Source organism: Terrabacter aerolatus, from assembly GCF_007991735.1.
GTDB classification, from domain to species: domain Bacteria; phylum Actinomycetota; class Actinomycetes; order Actinomycetales; family Dermatophilaceae; genus Terrabacter; species Terrabacter aerolatus.
This window is the reverse complement of sequence record NZ_BJYX01000030.1, coordinates 1-20,223: the sequence shown is the minus strand read 5'-3', so window position 1 is coordinate 20,223 and position 20,223 is coordinate 1. Positions and strand designations below refer to the sequence as shown.

The following is a 20,223-nucleotide window of genomic DNA, read 5'->3' as shown; positions in this document are numbered from 1 at the left end:
TGGTCATCCCTTCACCGCCCCAGCGGAGAGGCCGCTGACCAGGAACCGCTGCGCGAAGACGGCGAAGAGGACCGGCGGCAGGGTGGACAGGACCGTGGCGGCCGAGATGTCGCCCCAGCGGATGCCGGTGCTGGTCACGAAGTTCGCGGCCCCAAGCGTGATCGGGGTCGCGTTCGAGGAGGACAGGACGAGGGCGAAGAGGTAGTCGTTCCAGGAGAAGATGAACACCAGGACCGAGACGGCGACCAGTGTCGGCGCGAGGATCGGCAGCAGCACGGAGTACAGGATGCGGTATGTGCTGGCCCCGTCGACCTGAGCGGCTTCCTCCAGCTCGATGGGCACGTCGCGGAACCCGGCTCCCAGCAGGATGATCGCCAGCGGGAGGTTGAGGAACGTGTTGGCCAGGATCAGGCCCGGCACCGTGTCGAGCAGCCCCAGGTTCGACATGAGCAGGAAGTACGGCACCGCGAAGAAGATCGCCGGCAGCAGGCGCAGGGCGCTGGAGGCGTTCATGATGAACCGGCCGCCGAACCCGAGTCGGATGGCCGCGTAGGTGCTCGGGACTGCGATGAGCAGGACGAGCGCGACGGCGCCGAGCGCGATCATGCCGGAGTTGAGGAAGAAGCGCGGGAAGTCGTACCCGGCGGCCCCGAGGGAGTTGGCGTAGTGGTCGGTCGTCGGGTGCCCGAGGGCCAGCGCCCCGCGGGAGATGTCGCCGTCGGACTTGAAGCTCACGATCAGGGCGTTGAACCAGGGGACGTTGACGATGACGGCTACGACGCCGACCGCGAGGGTCGTCCACCAGAGACGGCGGTGCTTCGAGCGGTGGGGGCCGGGTGTCTTTCCGGTGCTGTTGTCGGCGGCCTTGGCGCGCGAGGCTCCCAGTTGGTCTGGCGTGCGGGTGCTGATGTTGGCGGTGCTGCTCATGCGGCGCCCCTCCCCGGGTGGACGATGCGCTTGACGAGCAGCGGGACGAACGGAACCAAGGCGATCATGACGATGGTCGATGCTGCCGCGGCCATGCCGAACTGTCCTGACTCGAAGGCCGTCTTGTAGATGTAGATGCTCATGGTGGTGGTCTTCGTGCCGGGGCCGCCAGCGGTGAGGACGTAGATGACGTCGAAGGTGCGGATCGCGTCGATGAGGCGCAGGAACACGGCGGCGAAGATGATCGGGCGCATGATCGGCAGGACGACCGAGCCGAGGGTGCGCCACCAGCCGGCGCCGTCGATCTGCGCCGCCTCTAGGACGTCGGTCGGGAAGGACTGCAGCCCGGCGTAGATGATCAGGAAGGTGAAGGGCGTCCACTGCAGGACGTCGAGCAGGACCAGCAGCGGGACGACCGTGTCGGGGGCGAAGAGCGAGATGTCGATGCCGACCCCGTGCAGCAGGGCCGGCACGAGGCCGATGTCGCCGTTGAGCAGCAGCCGGAACATGACCCCCATGAGCGCGGGCGCGATCATGATCGGCACCAGCAGCATGGTGAAGAACACCCGCTTGCCGGGGAACTGGCGGTTCATGAGCAGGGCCAGCCCGAAGCCGAGCACAGTCTCCAGCGCGGTCACCGCCAGCGCGAAGAGGATGGTGAACCGTGCCGCCGCGAGGAATCCGGGGTCGGTCAGCACCGTCGTGAAGTTGCTCAGTCCGGTGAAGGGAACCTCCGGGTTCTGCAGCGAGAGGCCGAAGAACCCGGTCTGGATGCCCTGGTACACCGGGTAGGCCACGAAGATCGCGGCGAAGAGGATGAGCGGGGACCCCAGCACCCACTTCGCGGCGGCTCCGCGAGAAGCCGTGGTGGCAGCCATGGACTGTCTCCTTCGGGTTGGTATGTCGTGGGTCAGAGGCCCCGGGGTCGGGGCCGCGGCAGACGCCGCGGACCCGACCCTGGGCCCGGTCGAAATAGGTGACGGTCAGCCGAGCAGCTTCTGCAATTCGTCGTTTGCGTCCTTCAGGGCTGCGGCGCCGTCCTGCTGGCCGACCCATGCCCCGCTGAGCACTTCCGCGAGCTTGCTGTACGCCTGGAAGGTGTTGGGGAACACCGGCTCCGAGTAGCCGTACTTGTCGATCGACTCGGCGATCTTGTCGAAGGCCGGGTTGATCGAGGCGTTGGCCTTCAGGACGCTGGGCATCGCGGGGATGCCTCCGGCCTTCGCGTAGGCGGTCATCGCGTCAGTGGTGGCTAGGTAGTTGAGGAACTTCGTGGCTGCCGCCTTGTTGTCCGAGTACTTGTTCAGCGCCACCGCCAGGGCGTGCACGTGGGTCTTCTGTCCCGGCACGGGGGCGATGGCGATCTTGCCGGCGACCTGCGGCGACTTGGCGGGGTCGTTGAGCTCGGCGAAGCCGGCCGACCACTGCAGGGCGAACGCCGCACTGCCGGCCTTCAGGGCCGCTTGGGTCTCGGGGAACTCGGCCTGCGAGCTGTCCTTGGAGGTCCACCCGTTCTTGTAGATGGTGCTGTAGACGTTGACGGCCTTCAGCGCCTGCGGGGTGTTCAGGTTGGCCTTGCCGTCCGGGGTGGTCCAGCTGCCACCTTCGCCCCAGAGGACGTCGTCCCAGATCATCGTGTTGAAGAGCAGGTTCTTGGCCTGCAGGATCGTGCCGTACTGGGTGGGCGAGGTCGGGTTGGCCGACTTGCTGAACCACGCCGACATCGCGATGTAGTCGTTCCAGTCCCACTGGTCGGCGGGCTTGGGGTCTCGCTTCTCCCCGATCGCCTTGGTGGCGACCGCCTCGTACGCGGGCCACTGGCTCTTCGACGACAGCAGCTTGTCTAGTAGGTCCTTGCGGTAGAGCAGGAAGTGGTTGGATACATCCAGCGGCAGCGCGAACTGCTTGCCCTGGTACTTCAGGCCGTCGACGGCCACCGGGAAGTAGTTGCTCGCATCGACGCTCGTCAGCGGATCGAGCGCGTTGGCGAACTGCCCGACGTTGTAGGTGGCGACGAAGTAGATGTCCTGCTGGCTGGACTTGGCCGCCATCAAGGTCGACTCCTTGGAGAAGGTGTCCTGCCGCGACAGCAGGGCCATGTCTACCTTGACCTTGTCCTTCTGCCCCTGTCCGGCGTTGTACGCCGCGACGACCTTGCTCATCGCGTCGCCTTCAGGTCCGGGCCACAACACCATCTTCACCGTGCCCTGACCGTTGCCCTGATCGCCTGCGGCGGAGCTGTTGCCGCCGGCGCCCGTGCTCGGCGCGCAGCCGGCCAGGGCGATGCCCACAACGGTGAGCGTCACCAACCGAGTGGCCTTCGCCTTCATGTGTGACTCCTTAACTGGTACGGACCAATACAGGGAGGCTAGAACGAGAGGCTGCGACATGTCTACACCTCTCCGCAGATTGGTACGAACCACTTGATGCCCTCTAACTCCGACTGATGCTGGCCAGGGACGGCGAACAAGTTGAGGTCGATACCCGCTGAAGTCAGCTCTGGCCCGAAGACGCCAACACGCTCACGCCTCACGAGAGCCGGTATCTCCTGGCCCACTCACAACCGCCCGCCTGCATTGGCGTGCATGTCAGACCTTGGACAGTTTCGGATGCTCACGCCCCTGTCACCGCTCACGGCCGTGGTTCGTGCCCCGAGGCGGTCGTCCTCGGAGCATGCGGCACGAGAAGCTCCCCCAGTCCCAGAGCGATCGAGCGATGCTGTGTGCTCTCGCCGGTGCCTTCGCCGGATGCCTGCTGCTCTGGCTCGCAGCCCTCGCTGGAGCTTGGCTCAGAGACAGCCCGACCCCGTCGTTCTCGGGAGTGAGGGTGGTACAGCTGCTAGTGCATCCCTCGGAACCGGGTGCGGCTTGGGGTGTCGACGTGGGATCCGCACCCGGGTACTGGGGGCTGCTTCTCGGGCTAGTCGCTACCCTGGCCGGCCCCGCAGAACTCTTCCGACGCAACCGCGCCCACCTCTCTTCAGACAACACCTGGGCCACACGCGCGGGCATCGCGTCACGTTCGGAGGCCAGGGATGCCGCTGGAGCGGCCCGCGTCAAGCACCGTGTCGTCGCGCTGCGCCCGTCCTCCCCCGGCGGCTCTGTCGAGTCGGTGGCGCATACCGTCGGCCACAGCCGCGGCGTCCAGTGCTTCGTGACGGTCGAGGACTCGACCGTCATCCTGGGGCCCCCGCGTTCCGGCAAGGGGCTGCACCTCGTCATCCCGGCCATCCTCGAGGCGCCAGGAGCCGTGGTGACCACCAGCACCCGGCCGGACAACCTCACCGCGACACTCCTGGCTCGGAAGGGCGTCGGCCCGGTAGCCGTCTTCGACCCGCAAGGCCTCGCCCCCGGCATACCGTCCACCGCGCGCTGGTCGCCCATCCGTGGTTGCGAGGACCCGCACGTCGCGATGGTCCGGGCGAAGGCACTCACCAAGGGCGCCGCGTCCGGCACCACCGACGCCAACTTCTGGCAGTCCTCCGCCGAGCAAGCCGTCCGCGCGCTCTTGCACGCCGCCGCCCTCGGCGGCTGCAATGCTGGCGACCTCTACCGGTGGTCCCTCTCCGCGGTCCACGCCCGCGAAGCCGTCATGATCCTCGGCACCCACGCCGCCGCCGCACAGGCCTGGCACCAAGGCCTCGACTCCATCATCAGCGCCGACCCGCGACAGCGAGACTCAGTCTGGGCCATGGTCTCGATCGCCTTCGCCGCCCTCGCCGACCCCCGAGTCCTCGATGCCGTCTCCCCTGCCGAGGGCGAGCAGCTTGACCCTGCAGAGGTCCTCGCTAACAACGGCACCGTCTACCTCCTCGGCACCTCCACCGGAGCGGCCGCCACGGCCGGACTCGTGGGCGCCTTCCTTGAGGACGTTCTCGAGGTCGCGCGCCGCAAGGCCGCGTGCTCCCCGGCGTCCCGGCTTGACCCTCCGCTGTCGATGATCCTCGACGAAGCCGCCAACTACCCGCTGCCCTCGCTTGCCTCGCTCATGTCCGACGGCGGCGGCTCCGGTATCGCCACGACCGTTGTCCTGCAGTCGCTGTCCCAGGCCCGCGCCGTCTGGGGCGAACACGCCGCATCAGCCATCTGGGACGCCGCCATCGTCAAGCTCATCCTCGGCGGCGGCTCCAACGCCCGCGACCTCGAGGACCTGTCCAAGCTCATCGGCACACGCCCCAAGGAGGTCACCAGCCGCAGCACCGGACACGACGGCCGCCACTCGACATCCACCTCGACCAGCGAGGTCCCCATCCTGACGCCGGCCGAGCTGCGCACCCTGCCGTTCGGATCCGCCGTCCTCCTCCTGCGCTCCGCCCCGCCGATCGCGCTCACCATGAGCCCGTGGACCAAGCGCAAGGACGCCAAGGACCTCATGGCCGCCCGCTTCGACCTCGAGCAGAAGATCCGCCATGCCAGCCACACCCACGTCTGAGGGACTGGCCGCGCGCAGCCGTCGGGCCTCCTACGACGCCTACATCAACTCGCGCGCCTGGAGTCACAAACGGAAGCAGTGGTATGCCGCGTGGCTGACTGCCGCCGGCATCGAGCCTTCCTGCCTGGTGTGCGGCCGACGCTGGACCCTCAAGGCCGGCCACCTGCACCACGCGACGTACGACCGGCTCGGCGCCGAGTCTCTCCGCGACCTGCTACCCCTTTGCCGGCGAGACCACAAGGCTTTGCACGCGATCATCGACTCGCACCCGACCTGGCAACGGGCTGACCGCCAGACCGCAACGGCCGCGATCATCGCTGGCCTCCGCCAGGCGCGGGCCAAACGTCCTGAGACGGGTCATCAGCGCACTGTCACGCGGACGCCGTGACCGCTGACGAGCCCCTCGACTTCGGCGAGGACCCATTCGAGCGGACCTTCGGCCAGCTCCGCGGACCCATTCACTGGCCCTCCCTGACCGAGGACGAGACCCGCAACCGGCTGCGCGAGCTCGACGAGTGGGTCAACGACCTCGTCCGCCGCTTCGCCCTCGAGCCCCGCGTCATCCCGTCCTGCTGGGCCCAGCACCCCGCGCTCGTCGAGATCCTCTCCGCGCTCCGGGACCACGAGCGAGCCGACTACGCCGACACCGCCTCCCCCACCGCCGCGATGGACTTCCTCCGCGCGCTGCACGACGCGCAGCTCTTCCTTGCCGACCAGGTCTCCAAGACCCAATGCTCGGTCGCCGGCCACCGCGACGACCTGGTCGCCTCATGGACCACGACGAAACCGATTGGCTAGCAAGCCAACTGACCTGACGGATGGTGTCCCGGACGGAAAGTCCTCCCTTCAGAAGCGCGGGAGGCTCCCGCGAAGGGAAGGGTCGTCATGTCAGCCCACGCGCACCCCACACAGTCTGCGGCGTTCCCAGGTGACCGTGTCGTCGACCAGCTCATGGCCGTGGCCCGCAACGCCAGCCTCAACATCGAAGAGCACGACCCCATCGACTACTGGTACCGCCTCGGCCAGCGCAACGCGTACGCCCACGCCACCGCACAGCTCCTCGCCCCCGAGCTCGGCCACGACCCCTTCACCATCGCCGAGCGCATCACGACCGCGCTCGACGCAGGGACCACCGACCTCCGCGAGCTGCGCGACGCGGCATACGGCGCCCGAGCGGTCACCACTCCCCCGGAGCCCAGCATCGAGTGGGTCGGCCCGAAGGCGTTCGACGCCCAGCACCGCAACATCCGCGGCGTCGACCGCGACTACGGCATGCGCTGGGGACCACGCAGCAACCAGCGGATCTCCCTGCGCCTCGACGGCGACGCGGCCACTAACGGCCTGCTCTACGCCTACGACCCGACGTGGCAGGAGTATGCCGTCCTCTCCACCAGCGCCCCTCGCGCCGCGGTCGACCGTGCTTTCGCACACGCCACCGACACCGACATCCACATGCCGATCGAGACCTTCGTCCAGCTCGTCGGCTCGTACCGCGCCGCGCTCGAGTGCGCCCGCCGCGACCCCGCGTCGGTGGCCGAGGTGCAGCTGTGACCCTCCAACGACCGTCCGTCGACGTCGAGGCGATCCGGGCCCGGCACCCGCTCCCCGAGGTGATGGCGGCCGCCGGCGTCGAGCTGCAGCCCCGCGGCCACGGCTACATTGGGTGCTGCCCCTTCCACGAAGATGCGACACCGTCGCTCTCGGTGGACGGCGTCCCTGATCGCTTCCACTGCTTTGGGTGCGGCGCGAGCGGCGATGTCATCGACTTCGTCCAACGCACCCGCAACCTCGGCTTCCTCGAGGCCGTCGCCGAGCTCGACGGCGGCCAGTACCGCGAGCATGCCCTCACGCTCGTCCGACCCGGGCCGCGGCTTCGCGCGGCCCCGGATCTTGCCGCCGCGGCGATCGCGTCGGAGCGGGCGTTCGAGATCAACCAGCTGGCGTGGGAGCACTTCGCCACCCCCGTCGGGACGAGCTTCGCCGCCCACTACCTGCAGCGCCGCCGCGGCCTGGACCTCGAACCGCTGACGCACGAGTTCACCGGCCAGCGGTTCGTCGGGCACGCCACGCACGGCTGGGCCGCCCTCACCGAGCACCTCAAGTCGAAGGGCCTCAACGACGACGAGCTCATCGGCATGGACCTGGCCATGCGGACCCGCGGCGGCCGGCTCATCGACACCTACCGCAACCGCCTCATCTTCCCGATCACCAATGCCAGCGGTCAGATCCACGGCTTCATCGGCCGCGATATCAGCGGCCACCCGGCCGCACCCAAGTATCGCAACCCCACGCGGACCCCGGTCTTCGACAAGTCACAGGTGCTCTACCGCCCGACCCACCAGCCGCTCGCCGTGGACGCGCAGGTGCTCGTCGTCGAAGGGGCTATCGACGCCCTGGCCGTCGCGGCCGCGACCGCCGCCAGCGGGACAACGCAGCGCGTCGCTGCCTGCTCCACCAACGGGGTATCCGCCTCCCCTGCGCAGGTACAGGCCGTGCTGGCGCTGACGCATCGGCCTCCACGCATCGCCTTCGACGGAGACGACGCGGGACAGCAGGGCACCGTCCGCTGGGTCGCAGAGGCTTGCCTCAAGCAGCGCTCCCCGGTCCTGGCAACCCGTATGCCGCCCGGCACCGACCCGGCGGACTGGCTCGCCACGCATGGGCCCAACGGCCTTCAAGATCTCCTCGCGGCGCCCTCTGGGTCGGCCGCCGACGACGTTCCGACCACGATCGTCCCCGGGCGAGACATCATCCGAGCCCTGCTCTACAAGGCAGACGACCCCATCCGAGACGCCATCGACCTCATCGCCACCCTGGCCTCTCAGCTGCCCAGCACGGAGCGCCGCCAGCTACTGCGCGACTCGGCCGCCGAGATGACCCGGCATGGCTGGAACCCATGCGACACCTACGCCAAGGCGCTCGAGGAAGCGATGTCCGAGCAACCCAACCATCGTCCCGCTGTGTGGCGCCCGGCGGCCAGCCCATCACTCATCTGAACCAGAAAGATCCCCGATTCCTATGTCCTCGAGCAACCTTCTCGATCGCGCCTCGGCCGAACTGCACTGTGCGGCAGACCAAGCCGAGGCGCGAGCCCAAGGCAACCCTCTTGACCCCTGGTCCGCAATGGCGGGCACCGTTCGCCTTTTGGCCGCTGCACTCAACCCGATGCCCGTGATGGCACCCGTGGCGGCGCGCGAGCTCCAAGGACATTTCACCACCGCACTCGGCGCCCTCGACGAGCTGGCGTTGACCGACGCGCCGCGTGACCTGCCGTTCTGGCGCGCCCACATCGTCGACCTAAAAGCCAACGCCCAGATGCTCGAGCTCGGCGCACCGAAGGCCGGCTCCTGATGGGCACGACCGCCATCGACCTGATCGACCGAGCACGAAACGTCCTCACCGAACTCCAGCAGACTGCAGCTCCCATCTCGCAAGAGCAGTGGGAGTCGTTCGACCAGACCGTCTACCGCCTGCTCCACGAGCTCGACGGCGCCGTCACCGGCTGGCTCTCCAGCGAAGAGGCCGCAGCACAGCTCCATCGCGTCATGCGTGACTACCCGCAGCCACTCCAGCCCGTCGACGACCGACCCGACTTCTCCACCAGTGAAGCGGCGCACCTGCTCGGCACCAGCGACAACGCCATCCGGAAGCGGATCCACGCCGGCACGCTGCTGGCAGCCCCCACCGGCATCGGCTACCGCGTCCCTCGGACAGAGGTCATGGCCAGCCGCGACGTCGCGCCAGCCTCTAGCGACGACGCGCACCCCATCGCCCGCCTCTCATGCACTCTCGGCGCGCTGAATGACATCTTGGTCCTCCACCGGCTCGACCCCAGCGCCCCTGCACTAGAAACGACCCCGGCCCTCTCACTCGCCGCACAGACGCTCGCCCTCAGCGAGGCAGCTGCCAAGAGAGCCCTGGCTCTCTGCGACCCGATGGCCGCAGACCGACCCCTGCTGATCGCTCGATACGCAGCCACAGCGGCGGCGATGCTGCCCGCCTCCGCCCCACTCCGTGGGCTCCAGAACCTTTCGATCCCAGCGGCCGCTCACTCGCCGAAGACACCTGGCGCAGAACTCGAGCGCTCCCTGCACGAGTGGACCAACGCGGCGCGCGACGAACTACGTCACGCCGTACCGAGCGTCGCCGTGCTGCAAGACATCAACCGCCAAGGCGTTCACCTCTACGCGGCCCTTGATGCGGTGCTAGGGACCGCCCTCGATGGCACCGACCATGCCGCGGCTCGTGAGCAACTCCGCACGTCTGCCCTGGCGCTCCAGATCGCCGCCGACGCGTGGAAGCAGACGTCCACCGGTATGCCGCCCTCCCGTGCCTACGTCGAGGCGGCCCGTCGCCTCTACACGGCGCTCAACTGCATCACCGGAACCGCCGGCGCCCAGCGCGAAGACTCGGCAGGCGCCTACCAAGCGCTCCTGCGAGGAGCTAACGACGTTGCGTGGCTAACGACCCTGGTCACGCCGTCCGCTTCTCGGCTGCAGAACTCAGGAGTCCTCTTCATCCATGCCCGGCATGCGCAGGGTGACCCGTCGCGCCTCAACGCGCACCTCGGGGGACGGATGGTCGAGGCAACTATCCAAGATCTGCCGAGCCTGCGTGAGCGCCTCTGGGCTGCGCAGAGATCCGCGGATCAAGCAGTCCGAGCGATGCCGGTCCACCTTGCCTCTCCCGAGGTGCTGCAGCACGATTCGTACGCACCCGCCCTCTGACTGCGGCGCGCCAAGCGGGGCTTCGCCGGCGGCGTGCGGCGCCTACGTCGTGGGCCTACGGAGTAGCTACCTACCGCCCACTGTGGGCTACAGCCCGTCGCCTGGAAGGGCCGTTGGGCCGGCCAACCGTCCCGTCGGGCCGAGCAGTCTGTGTGCTTGGCCGATTGCCAACGCTTGCAACGTCTCCCATCCCATTTCCACAGCCAGGGCTCGGCTAGATTCGGCTCATGCCTGACCAGCGCTATGACGCGAATCGCCAGACCATCGGCACGCTGCTGAGCACGACGAGCCCCCGCATCGAGGTTCCTGAGTGGCAGAGGTCCTACGCGTGGGGGGCGGATGAGATCGAGGCATTCTGGCTTGATCTGTTGAGTTTTGACGAGGCATACCCGGGCCGCAACATCGACAACGAGGAGTACTTCCTTGGATCGGCTGTTCTCGTCACGGGCGGAACCACCAACCTGCTACTCGACGGACAGCAGCGGCTAGCAACCGCGACAATCCTGCTGTCGGCACTCCGAGACGCGCGGAGAAAGTTCAAGGCGGACTCCGCCACCCGGCTGCAGAACAAATACATCGCTGACCAAGACGACGCCACAGGGCAGACCACGCCAGTCTTGACCCTGAACGTCTACGACCGCGACTACTTCCGGGCCGAAGTGCAAGATGAGCGTCTGGGCGAGCAGCCGCGACCGACCGCCACGCTGAAGTCACATGGGCTGGTGCGGAAAGCGCGAGACTACTTCGCAGAGAAGGTTGACCAGCAGGAGGATTCTGCCGGAGGCGGCACGGCGGGATTCCAGAGGAACCTGCGGATCTCCGACGTGCTGTGCAACCACATGTCGCTGGTCATTGTCCATTCCAGCGACGAGGACAACGCCGCTGCGGTATTCGAGACGCTGAACGACCGTGGGATCGGGCTCTCCACTCCAGACCTTCTCCGAAACCTTCTCCTTCGTCGAGCCGCTGGAGAGGACGCACGGAGCCGCGTGGTGTCGGCGTGGCAAAGCGTTCTCGGCATCGCAGACGAGGCTTCTGTCGATGAGTTTCTGCGCCACTTCTGGGTCAGCAAGCGAGGCGACGTCAAGGCTCGCAAGCTCTACCGGGAGATCAAGGACGCCATCCTCAGCGAAAGCATCGACTCCGTCGAGCTCTCCCTGGAGCTTGCTGAGGCCGCCCCGGTCTACCGCGACCTAGCGCGAGGCCGTGACACTGATAAGGACCTCCAGCGGCTGCTGGAAGGAATCCGGATGCTCGGCGCGAAAGTATTGCTCCCCGCCCTGCTGTCTGGGATAGCGACTCTGGCCGAGGATGAGCCCAAGGACAGCCTTCGCGTTCTGGCCTCAGCGCTTACGACATTGTTCGTCCGACACACAGTCATTGGCGGACGGGAGTCGACCACCCTTGAGTCGACCATCTACTCGGTGGCTGCCACACTCCGGAAAGATGGGGACTTCGACGCCGCGGTTGCGGCATTGCACGAGTTCGCGCCGGACGCTGACGACTTCGGGGTCCGGTTCGCGCGGGCCAGTGTGAGCCGCATCGCCACCGCCCGCTATTTGCTGCGCGAAATCGAGCATGCCAAGCGTGTCACCGGGGAGGTTTCTGTCGAACTCGGGGACCGCGTCCATGTAGAGCACATCTACCCCCAGACCCCCGAGACAGGCGCAAAGTGGCAGAACCATGCACAGATGATCAACCGACTAGGCAACCTGACGTTGCTCGGCAAGCGACTCAACACCTCGATCAAGAACGCTGACTTCGCGACCAAGAAAGAGAAGGGATACACAGGCTCCGACATCCTGCTTACCAAGGAACTGCTTCAGCGCGACGACTGGTCACCTGGGGCGGTCGAGGCACGCCAGCGGGAGATGTCAGCGTTGGCCTTCGGCATTTGGAGCTTCCCCGGCGAGACGCCCCCCGCGACTGGGACCGGCGCACCGTCGGACCTAGTGGTGCACGACGACGAGGATGACGCGCAGACCCTCGACGAGCTCCCGGAGGTGCCAGAGTGACCGGCCAGGACCTACGGACCGGGCTGGATAGCCACCGCTTGAGACTCCCCACTTGGTCGATGTCGACGAGCCTGTGGCCAAGAGGTCGGTGATGGTTAGGGCCTTGGCGGCGCTCTATGCGATTCAGCCCCCATCTGCCAACACCGGTTGACGAGCAGAGGCCCTTATTGGACTCTCCGACGGACGGACGAGCTAGTCGGTGCCTCTTAACACGCACGCCTCAAGAGGCGGGAATGTTTCGCTGTCGACGCCACAGTAGGCACGGAGGTCCAACTGCTGACCCCGAGTCGGCTCGAGCCCGTAAGCGCACGATGTCTGAGCCAAGAGGTCGACGATGCGGACCGGCTCCCAGCACCAGGCCAACACGGATTCAGGGCTCATGAGGCCTAGCGCGTCGTGGGGTTGCGTCACACCTGCTGCAAGATGCCCGACATGCTGGTTTCGCAGCCGCGTCTTTAACGGGTTGATGGTCTGACGGAACTTCTTCACTCGAGCGTCTATAACTTTAATGTCGGCGTCCCTCAGGCCCGCGGCCCGCGCAGCTTTGGCAGCGTAACGCAGCGACACCTGGTTTGGCCCCTCGTCGTCGAAGCGGCAGATGCGGACAACGATGTCGTTCTCGATCGCGCGCAGTTGGATCATGGCCATATGCAGGTCGAGGCGCGATCCCCGATTGGGATCGAAAGTCTCGCTGAAATGACGGAAGGAGGCGGTCGTCATCAGAAGATGAAGACAGTCGTCTTGGATTGCCTCAAGCGCGGCGGTGTCTGGCATAGCCGTTAAGGCTACTGGTGACCCCCTGCACTGTCTGCCGGTCATGCGTCTTTCCGCCGACGGCGGAGGTGGCCACGAGCGGACTGCAGCCCCTCTCGCCCCGGAGATGCCGGCGTCCCGGAGTGCGGCTGTAAGAGACTTCACCCAGGAATCGATGTCCGGCCACACGCGATCCAGGTGCTCGGCGGGGTGCTCTCGACCGCGGTTGCGCACACGGCCGGTCCGGGGGTGGCTCTCCCAAGAACGCCGCGGGTGTGCCTCATTAGCCCGTTCGGGCGATGGCACGTACGGTAGCCCAATGGCTGGTCCTGGCTCCGACACTCTCGTCATTGGCATCGCCTCAAGCGCACTATTCGACCTCGCGGAGTCGCACGCCGTCTTTGAGGGACAAGGAGAGGACGCTTATCGGGCGTTCCAGGAAGCGAACTACGAGGTCCAACTCCGTCCCGGGATTGCGTTCCACTTCATCAAGCGACTCCTCAGCCTGAACGACCTTCGGCCAGACCACGCCTTGGTTGAAGTCGTGGTGCTGTCACGGAACGATCCCGAGACAGGCGCCCGGGTGATGAGATCCATCGAGACGCACGGGCTACCAATGACCCGCGCTGTGTTCATGCAAGGTCGATCTCCGTTCAAGTTCATGCCCGCGTTTGGAATGAAGCTGTTCCTATCCGCGAGCCCTCAAGACGTCGCGGACGCTACAGCCCAGGGCTACCCAGCGGGCCAAGTCGTAGGGACTCCAGCGGAGCTCGCGGCAGACAATCCGGACGACCAGGACCTGCGCATCGCGTTCGACTTTGATGCGGTGCTTGCGGATGACTCGGCCGAGCAGATCTACGCGACGGCAGGTATTGAGGGGTTCCGCGAGCACGAGGTCGAGAAGGCAGCGATTCCGCTGCCCCCCGGGCCCATGCGGGACCTCCTTGGCGCAATCAACAACATGCAAGACCTAGAGGACGCCAAGTCGGCTGAGGACCGCGACTACAGGCGCCGCTTGTTCGTCTCCATCGTGACCGCTAGGAATGCGCCGGCGCACACGCGCGCCATCCGGAGCCTGAAGGCGTGGGGATTGCGCGTCAACGACGCCTTCTTCTTGGGAGGCTGGGAGAAGGCCGCGGTGCTGCGGATTCTCAAGCCCCACATCTTTTTTGACGACCAGCTAGCTCACCTCACGGGCACTCAATCTCTCGTTCCCAGTGTCCACGTTCCGTTCGGCGTCAAGAACGCACCACCTTCCTCGTGATTCGCTGCGCCAGGGAGTTGAAAGGGTCCGGGCCGACGTTTGAGGCGTAGCTATCGAAGGACCGCCCTCCAGAGCACACGCGCTCGTGGCTGGTGAGGGGCGCGTCTTACCGCCGCTGAGGGGCGACGTCCTGTGCCTCTGGGTTATGCCAGTTGTTCGCGACGACACCATGAGGGCAGCCTGCATGCCAGGCACGTCGGCTTCCCAGGCACGTCGGCTTCTCAAGCCACGTGTTCGGAACCAGCGTCGGCAGGCCAGCGCGTTGTCCCGCCGTTGTCGGCTGAGTTGGATCGGGTCCGCGTGTGACCCGCTATCGGTCTAGCGGCGCCTTCGGGCCCCGGGTCTGGCCGAGTCGGCAACCGAAGGCGCATCAGGTGACGACGCACGGGGCCGTTGGCTTCCATCTCTTGACAGGCCCACGCCGACCCCTCAGGATTCCCAACAAGAAAGTACGTCCCGATAAGCGTCCGGGTCTCGACTGAGGCTCGGGCGCTTTTGCGTCCCCTCCTCGAGACCCTCGCTCGAACGATCAAAAGGATGGACAAGATATGGGGAAGAGACGTAAGCGCAGCCGTGGACTCAGCTCTCGGGTACGCGCCATCGGCAGCAAGAGACGACAGGTCCCGGGACACGTGCGGGACGGAGTGGGCCGACGAGCGCGGCCAGGGCAAAGCGTGGCCGAGCGGATGCCCGAGTTTGCCCTTGACTGGGATCCAGAGTTAAACGGCTCAGCCCTCCCAACTGAGGTCGCCTGGAAATCGGGGCTGCGCGCGGCCTGGCGCTGTCACCGCTGTGGCCTAGGCAGCGAGCGGACTGTCGCGGGAAAGGCAAGGACCTACGAAACAACAGGTCCGGCCGGCGGATGCCGGTCACGCATCTGCGCTCAATTGCCACGCGATCTCGCCCTTCCCAGCGACTCGATCCGGGGTCGCTATGGCGAACACCTTGTTCGTTCCTTTGACTTGGAAGCGAACGCCCCAAGTACGCCCGACACTGTGAGTTACGGGTCGAAGCGCACGTTCGTGTGGCGCTGCCTAAGGGATGAGGGCCACCCGCCATATGCGAGGTCACTCCCCAGTCGTCGACGCCGGGCCTGCCCCTTATGCGAGAGCCTTGCGGGCACCCACCCTGAGATCGCCGCACAGTGGCACCCGGACCGAAACGACGATCTCGAGCCGACCGATGTCACCCGGGGTTCAAGCAAGAAAGTCTGGTGGCGCTGCGCCAGGAGTCATGAATGGCCAACGTCGGTGGCGCTCCGCACCAGCCAAGGCACTGGCTGTCCCCAATGCTGTCTCACCCACCGCTCGGCCACGGAGGTGAAACTCTGGGCCGAACTGGTCGCAGTCCTTACGCCGGTGCTGGGAGCTGGCGCAGTCCGCCGAGACGCCAGCCTCAACGGCGTGGACGGTCGTCGAGGCAGGATTGACATCGCGGTCACCGCGGAAGGATGCACGATCGCTATCGAGTACGACGGTGAGTACTGGCACCGCACCCGCGCGCAGGCCGACGCACGCAAGAGTGAGTCGATTCGGGACGCTGGCTACAACTTGATTCGGGTGCGTGAATCACCGCTTCCATGCGCACACCCCGACGATCTATCAACTGAGGTGCGAGACCCACTCGGACTTGCTTCACTGGTGCTGCAGCGAATGCTCGAGAGAGCATGGTTGACTGGCGCAGCCGCTTCGGCAGCCGCACGGTACCTGGCCGCAGGCCGGCCGCAGGGAGTCGACCTCGCCGCGGAGCTACTTAAAGATGTCGCCTACCGCGACATGGGGGAAGAAAGCCTCCAGGCAACCCACCCAGCCCTCACCAAGGAGTGGGACCACGACGCGAACGGTGAACTCACTGCCCGCCATGTGACGGCCAATCGGCACACGCCCGTCTGGTGGCGGTGCGAACTTGGCGACTCGTACCAAGCGACGCCGAGCGACCGTGCGAGGCGCGGTCGCGGCTGCCCCTACTGCCGCGGGAAGAGGGTCAACCTACGCAACTGCCTGGCGACCACCTTCCCTCACCTGGCCGCCCAACTTGCCGTCACCAATCCGTTCACGGCCTGGGAAATCTATGGCGGCGGGCACACCACGGTCTACTGGCAATGCCCTTTGGAATCGTGCCGACATGTCTGGCCAGCCGAGGTGAAGCAACGAACACAATTGGACACCGGCTGTCCCGCGTGCGCCGGAAAGGTGGCAACGCCCGACCGCAATCTGCGTACGGAACGTTACGACGTGGCCGCGATCTGGCACCCCACGGAGAATCTTCCTCTCACACCTGAGCAGGTTCTTCCCGGCTGCAACTCGTCGGTGACGTGGCTCTGCCCTGACTGTGACAAGCCGTTCCCGGGCGTCGTCCTTGATCGCTGTGCCGCCAAGCATCAGTGTTGCCCGCGCTGCGCCAAGAAGCGGGCTTGGAAGGCGCGGTCACGCTAGCCCCGCTTGGCGGCAGAGGTTGAAGTGTGGAAGAGCACCCACCCACTTATGCCGGATCGGGACCGCGTCTCTCCGCCGCGATTCGGGCCGGACGATCACCCTCCGTGCAGTTCTCCACTTTGATCGAGCCACCACACTTCGATCTTGGTCGCGCTTCGAGATCCAACCGTCTGGGAATGCAGTCACCGTTAGCGCGGGAAATCGGGAAGCGCGATGACGCTGCGCCACGTCGGTTCCTTGCCACGGAGCCACATCGCGGCAAGAACTGCCTGGGTATACCAGTGGCTGGGCTGCCCGCTGCGGCTCGTCCGTTTTCCCTCACCCGCCCGTAACCGCCAGAACTAATCCGAGGCCATCAGAATGGCTAGCCCGGATCATCCGGGGCCAGTGAGTGCTCGCCTGCTGAGCGAGCCGACGCTCGGCGTGTTCACGCCCCTGATCTCCAGCGCCTAACCGCTGCCTGCGACCAGCCAGCAACGTCACGTCTCATCACCTCTGCCGCGGCCGTCAGCCCGGAATCCACCCAACTCGGCTTACGGCTCGTCGTCCACCTTGATCGAGTCGACCCATCTCTTCATGTCTCTTGGAATGTGTCTGCTCCGCTTTAGCAGGGTGAGGTGCATCTTTAAGTCACGGTCAACCGTGACCGAATGACCACCAGTCGCCACGGTGTGTCGAATGCCGAACAGGGCAGCAAGTGCCTGACGTTCAGGGCTAGCACCCTCTAGCTCCCCCCGGATAAGTTTCAAGGCCAGTTCATCGAACCGCCGCGAGTCCGTGTCCCTTGTATGCCCGAATGCAACGTGTGCGGATCTACGGAAGAAGTGACCCGCACTGCGCGACAACCTCTGCCCTCGCCAAGATGGCGCAAAGACCCCGGCCTCCAACATCTCAAGTATCACATTGGGCCCCGCGCTTGCCGACAGTTTCAAAATGCTCCGCTGTGTCACGTCGCGCCAAAAGGGAAGATCAAGGTTACCTGGACCTCCGTCTTCGCCGACGACGGTAAGGAAGCGCGCCAGCGTTTGAAGCCACGCAACGCGCCTTGAGGGGTCCTCGAACGACAGTTCAGCGACCACAGCACGGCTGAGAGGTTCTGCAGTGCGTGGCGTCGACATCCGGTGGATCAATGTCAACGCTTTGTGAGCATCACGCGGCACCGACCAGTTGACGCGACGGACAAGTCCTTGCAGGACGAGCAGGAGGTATTCCTGCAACCCGGTCCGGTTGGCTTGATTGGCCACTCGATCGGCAAAGCGAAGGTGGTCTAGAACCTCTCTTGAGGAAGGTTCCTCACAGAGGCGCAACATTCGCAACGCCCAGAACGGCTCGTCATCGGCGACGTCTGCGACCGCCAAGGCCTCAGAGATAAGTCGTGACTGGACGCCGCTCGGAAGCACAGTCGCGGCCTCCCACAAGACATCGTTGGGCAGGTCGGGGTTCCCAAGCCAGTGGAGATACGGTCTCTGGGACTCTGGCTCCGATCTTTCAAACTCCAGCGCAGAAGCGACGAGCAGGAAACGCAGCACCGTCTTCAGTGACTCAGTCCTTATCCCGTGGTCGCGCCCCGCTATGGCAAGCAGAACCTCCTTGGCGTAAGGCAGCCCTGCTAACCCAAGCTGAGGTGAGCAGCGCTCGACCTCCCTGCTCGTGAGGAAGCCCCACAGCAATTCCACGGACGGCGAAGGAAGCAATCGGTCTCCGGGAGAGGCCACCACCACGATGCTGCGATTTCGAAGGCACACGACCGCGGCCCGCAACGCCGACATCCACTCCTGTTCGAGGTATCCGTCCGGCGCGCGAGACAGCCCAACGTCGCTGAAGGAAGCGCTTCCTCCTGCGAGGCGTGCGAATCCGATCGCCTCGCACACAGCGTCGACGGCGTCAGGGCTGACCCCGTCGGCCCGCGTCAGACTGCTCTTCATCAGGCTCCAATACTCGTTCATCAACGTGACGACGTGGATCTCGTCGAGTGGGAGAGAGGGACTGAGGTTGAGCTTGAGGAGAGCCACGACGGGGGTGGACAGACTCCGTTTGATCATTCTTGCGTTTCGCTCTTCTAGACCGGCTCTCTCCACTTCGAGAGCGCGTCGGCCAGGAAGTGTCCCCGCGATAATTCTGAGTCCGACGGACTCGGACTCGTTCTCGTCATCCAGGAGCAGCCACCCAGAAACGATGCTTCGGTCCGGTTGGAAGACCGGTCCAGTGCATCCGTAGCGTTCCCAGAACTGCATCCCATCATTGGAGAGGACCTTGGGAAGGGCAGACTCGTCTAGAGAGATCGCCCACCTCACGTTGAGGTCGCTTAAGCTTTCGATCAGCTGCCCAAGCTCGCGAAGACGAGATGGTTCTCTTCGAGACAACACGTCCCAGTCGTCCACCACGACGATTGATCCCCGCCGTCCGTCCAGTACGCTTCGCAGCTCCGGCATGGAACCAACCCGCATCCCGAGTGATTCCTCGAAGCAGGAGAACACTTCATCTTTGAGTGGTCGGTTAGTCATGGCTTCAAGGTGGATGGGCAGCCAGCCTTGATTAGAGCCGGTTTCGGCGATGCGGTCGAGCAGGCGAGTTTTCCCGGCCCCCCAGCTACCTGACACCGCGAAGGCCAGCGAGAATTCCGGCCTCTTGACCTGACGTTCAAGCCAACGCAAGGCAAGGTCGTACTGCACAGGTTGGAACAGGTTGCTGTCACGAGCCAAGAAGCTGCGAATGCGGGAGATTGCTTCCCGCGTCTCGGGAGCTTGCAGTTCTCGCCAAACTGAGGGGTACGTGCCATGGAACTGTAACCGCTCCAACGTATTCAGAGCCACTCGCGTTCGCGAATCCGCGGAGCGCATGTCACATAATTCCGTTACGTGAAGCCTTAAGTCATCTCTCCAGTCCCGCGCAAACTGCTTCAACGCAAGTTCTGGGAGACGACCCACATAGAGTTCGAGGTGCAACGGGTCCGACAACCTGTGGCTGTCCACTATGTGCTTCGACCTGATACCGAAAGGTGCGTGGGCTCGCGATTGCTCGTGCAGAGTCCTGACTCCGCGTTCTATGGTTTCGAGCGTTCCTCGGCTTTGACGACTGTAGGCTCGAAGGTCATCATTCGACTTTTTTGCTTCATTGATCGTTGCTTGGAGGGAAAGGCGCACTGCATGCATCGCTACTAGGCGTTCTTGTTCGAGCAGCGAGCTGTCGAGGTGCGGCTCGATGCGCCTAGCAGCGCGGCTTGCATCGAAGTCGTCAGCCGCAAGTTCGTCGAGCGTCAGAGCGGACTTCTCCAGTGCATCAACCGCGTATCGAAGCCCGTTCGCACGCTCCTGTGAGGTGGCTGTCGGAGTGACTTTTCGCAAATTGCGCTCGACCTGAGCTGCGGGCCGATCCCACTTCTTGCTGGCGAAGTCAAAGGCGGCTTCCCCGATGCTGAGTACAGGTGTCGGCAAGACGGAAGATGCTGCGATCACAACAAGCTTGCGGATCAGGTGACTCGCGTCTGACTCCATGCGAACTGAGCCTAGAGGCTCAGTTCCTTGCCTCGAGGGTTCGGAGCCGGGAATCGTTCAACTGTGCAGGCGCGACTCGCGGCGGAGGCGCCCCTAGACTCCCCGGCCTCGCGACGGCCGGACCTTGACGTGTGCCCAATTACGACGTTGATGCCCGCTAGGTGTACCCGGTCATGG

The 20,223-nt window shown here is 65.4% G+C and carries 15 protein-coding genes and 1 pseudogene; 11 read left to right on the top strand and 5 right to left on the bottom strand.

The window, feature by feature from the left end; translation table 11 throughout:
* Positions 1–3: 3 nt before the first annotated feature.
* The 3 genes from TAE01_RS18470 to TAE01_RS18460 all read right to left on the bottom strand — a co-directional run bounded on the left by TAE01_RS18470 (position 4) and on the right by TAE01_RS18460 (position 3,233).
* Positions 4–927, bottom strand: a complete 924-nt coding sequence (locus tag TAE01_RS18470) for a carbohydrate ABC transporter permease (protein ID WP_147068286.1) — start codon at positions 925–927, stop codon at positions 4–6.
* Positions 924–1,805: a carbohydrate ABC transporter permease gene (locus tag TAE01_RS18465; protein WP_147068285.1), complete on the bottom strand. Its 882-nt coding sequence runs from the start codon at positions 1,803–1,805 to the stop codon at positions 924–926. Before TAE01_RS18465 ends, TAE01_RS18470 begins: the two co-directional genes overlap by 4 nt.
* A gap of 105 nt (positions 1,806–1,910) precedes the next feature.
* Positions 1,911–3,233, bottom strand: coding sequence for an extracellular solute-binding protein (locus TAE01_RS18460; RefSeq protein ID WP_186815281.1), 1,323 nt, complete (start codon positions 3,231–3,233; stop codon positions 1,911–1,913).
* 847 nt (positions 3,234–4,080) lie between these two features.
* On the opposite strand from TAE01_RS18460, the gene TAE01_RS18455 reads away from it, so the two are divergent.
* The 8 genes from TAE01_RS18455 (at position 4,081) to TAE01_RS18420 (ending at position 12,100) form a co-directional block, all read left to right on the top strand.
* Positions 4,081–5,358, top strand: coding sequence for a type IV secretory system conjugative DNA transfer family protein (locus tag TAE01_RS18455; RefSeq protein ID WP_246111452.1), 1,278 nt, complete (start codon positions 4,081–4,083; stop codon positions 5,356–5,358).
* Entirely contained in the window at positions 5,336–5,746 is a 411-nt protein-coding gene (locus TAE01_RS18450) for a hypothetical protein (protein WP_147068283.1), read from the top strand. Before TAE01_RS18455 ends, TAE01_RS18450 begins: the two co-directional genes overlap by 23 nt.
* Positions 5,743–6,156: a hypothetical protein gene (locus tag TAE01_RS18445; protein WP_147068282.1), complete on the top strand. Its 414-nt coding sequence runs from the start codon at positions 5,743–5,745 to the stop codon at positions 6,154–6,156. Before TAE01_RS18450 ends, TAE01_RS18445 begins: the two co-directional genes overlap by 4 nt.
* A gap of 87 nt (positions 6,157–6,243) precedes the next feature.
* On the top strand, positions 6,244–6,909 hold the full coding sequence (locus tag TAE01_RS18440) for a hypothetical protein (protein ID WP_147068281.1): 666 nt from the start codon (positions 6,244–6,246) through the stop codon (positions 6,907–6,909).
* On the top strand, positions 6,864–8,354 hold the full coding sequence (locus TAE01_RS18435; protein ID WP_307723855.1) for a CHC2 zinc finger domain-containing protein: 1,491 nt from the start codon (positions 6,864–6,866) through the stop codon (positions 8,352–8,354). Before TAE01_RS18440 ends, TAE01_RS18435 begins: the two co-directional genes overlap by 46 nt.
* A 169-nt stretch (positions 8,355–8,523) precedes the next feature.
* Entirely contained in the window at positions 8,524–8,709 is a 186-nt protein-coding gene (locus TAE01_RS18430) for a hypothetical protein (RefSeq protein WP_147068279.1), read from the top strand.
* On the top strand, positions 8,709–10,085 hold the full coding sequence (locus tag TAE01_RS18425) for an excisionase family DNA-binding protein (RefSeq protein WP_147068278.1): 1,377 nt from the start codon (positions 8,709–8,711) through the stop codon (positions 10,083–10,085). Before TAE01_RS18430 ends, TAE01_RS18425 begins: the two co-directional genes overlap by 1 nt.
* Before the next feature lie 227 nt (positions 10,086–10,312).
* Entirely contained in the window at positions 10,313–12,100 is a 1,788-nt protein-coding gene (locus TAE01_RS18420; protein WP_147068277.1) for a DUF262 domain-containing protein, read from the top strand.
* A 192-nt stretch (positions 12,101–12,292) separates the two neighbouring features.
* Here the strand turns inward: TAE01_RS18420 and TAE01_RS18415 are convergent, their stop codons facing one another.
* Positions 12,293–12,874 (bottom strand): hypothetical protein, encoded by a 582-nt coding sequence (locus tag TAE01_RS18415; RefSeq protein ID WP_147068276.1) that lies wholly within the window; start codon positions 12,872–12,874, stop codon positions 12,293–12,295.
* A 298-nt stretch (positions 12,875–13,172) separates the two neighbouring features.
* Between TAE01_RS18415 and TAE01_RS18410 the strand changes: the two genes are divergently transcribed.
* From TAE01_RS18410 to TAE01_RS20975, 3 genes and pseudogenes are all read left to right on the top strand, one after another.
* Entirely contained in the window at positions 13,173–14,117 is a 945-nt protein-coding gene (locus TAE01_RS18410; RefSeq protein ID WP_147068275.1) for a 5'-nucleotidase, read from the top strand.
* 548 nt (positions 14,118–14,665) lie between these two features.
* A pseudogene (locus TAE01_RS21210) lies at positions 14,666–15,400 on the top strand (zinc-ribbon domain-containing protein); the annotation flags it as partial.
* Positions 15,401–15,436: 36 nt separating this feature from the next.
* The gene (locus TAE01_RS20975) at positions 15,437–16,552 is read left to right on the top strand and encodes a zinc-ribbon domain-containing protein (protein WP_246111451.1); all 1,116 of its coding nucleotides are present in this window, start codon (positions 15,437–15,439) and stop codon (positions 16,550–16,552) included.
* A 533-nt stretch (positions 16,553–17,085) separates the two neighbouring features.
* On the opposite strand, the gene TAE01_RS18395 is transcribed toward TAE01_RS20975, so the two are convergent.
* The gene (locus TAE01_RS18395; protein ID WP_147068273.1) at positions 17,086–20,046 is read right to left on the bottom strand and encodes a hypothetical protein; all 2,961 of its coding nucleotides are present in this window, start codon (positions 20,044–20,046) and stop codon (positions 17,086–17,088) included.
* Positions 20,047–20,223 lie beyond the last annotated feature (177 nt).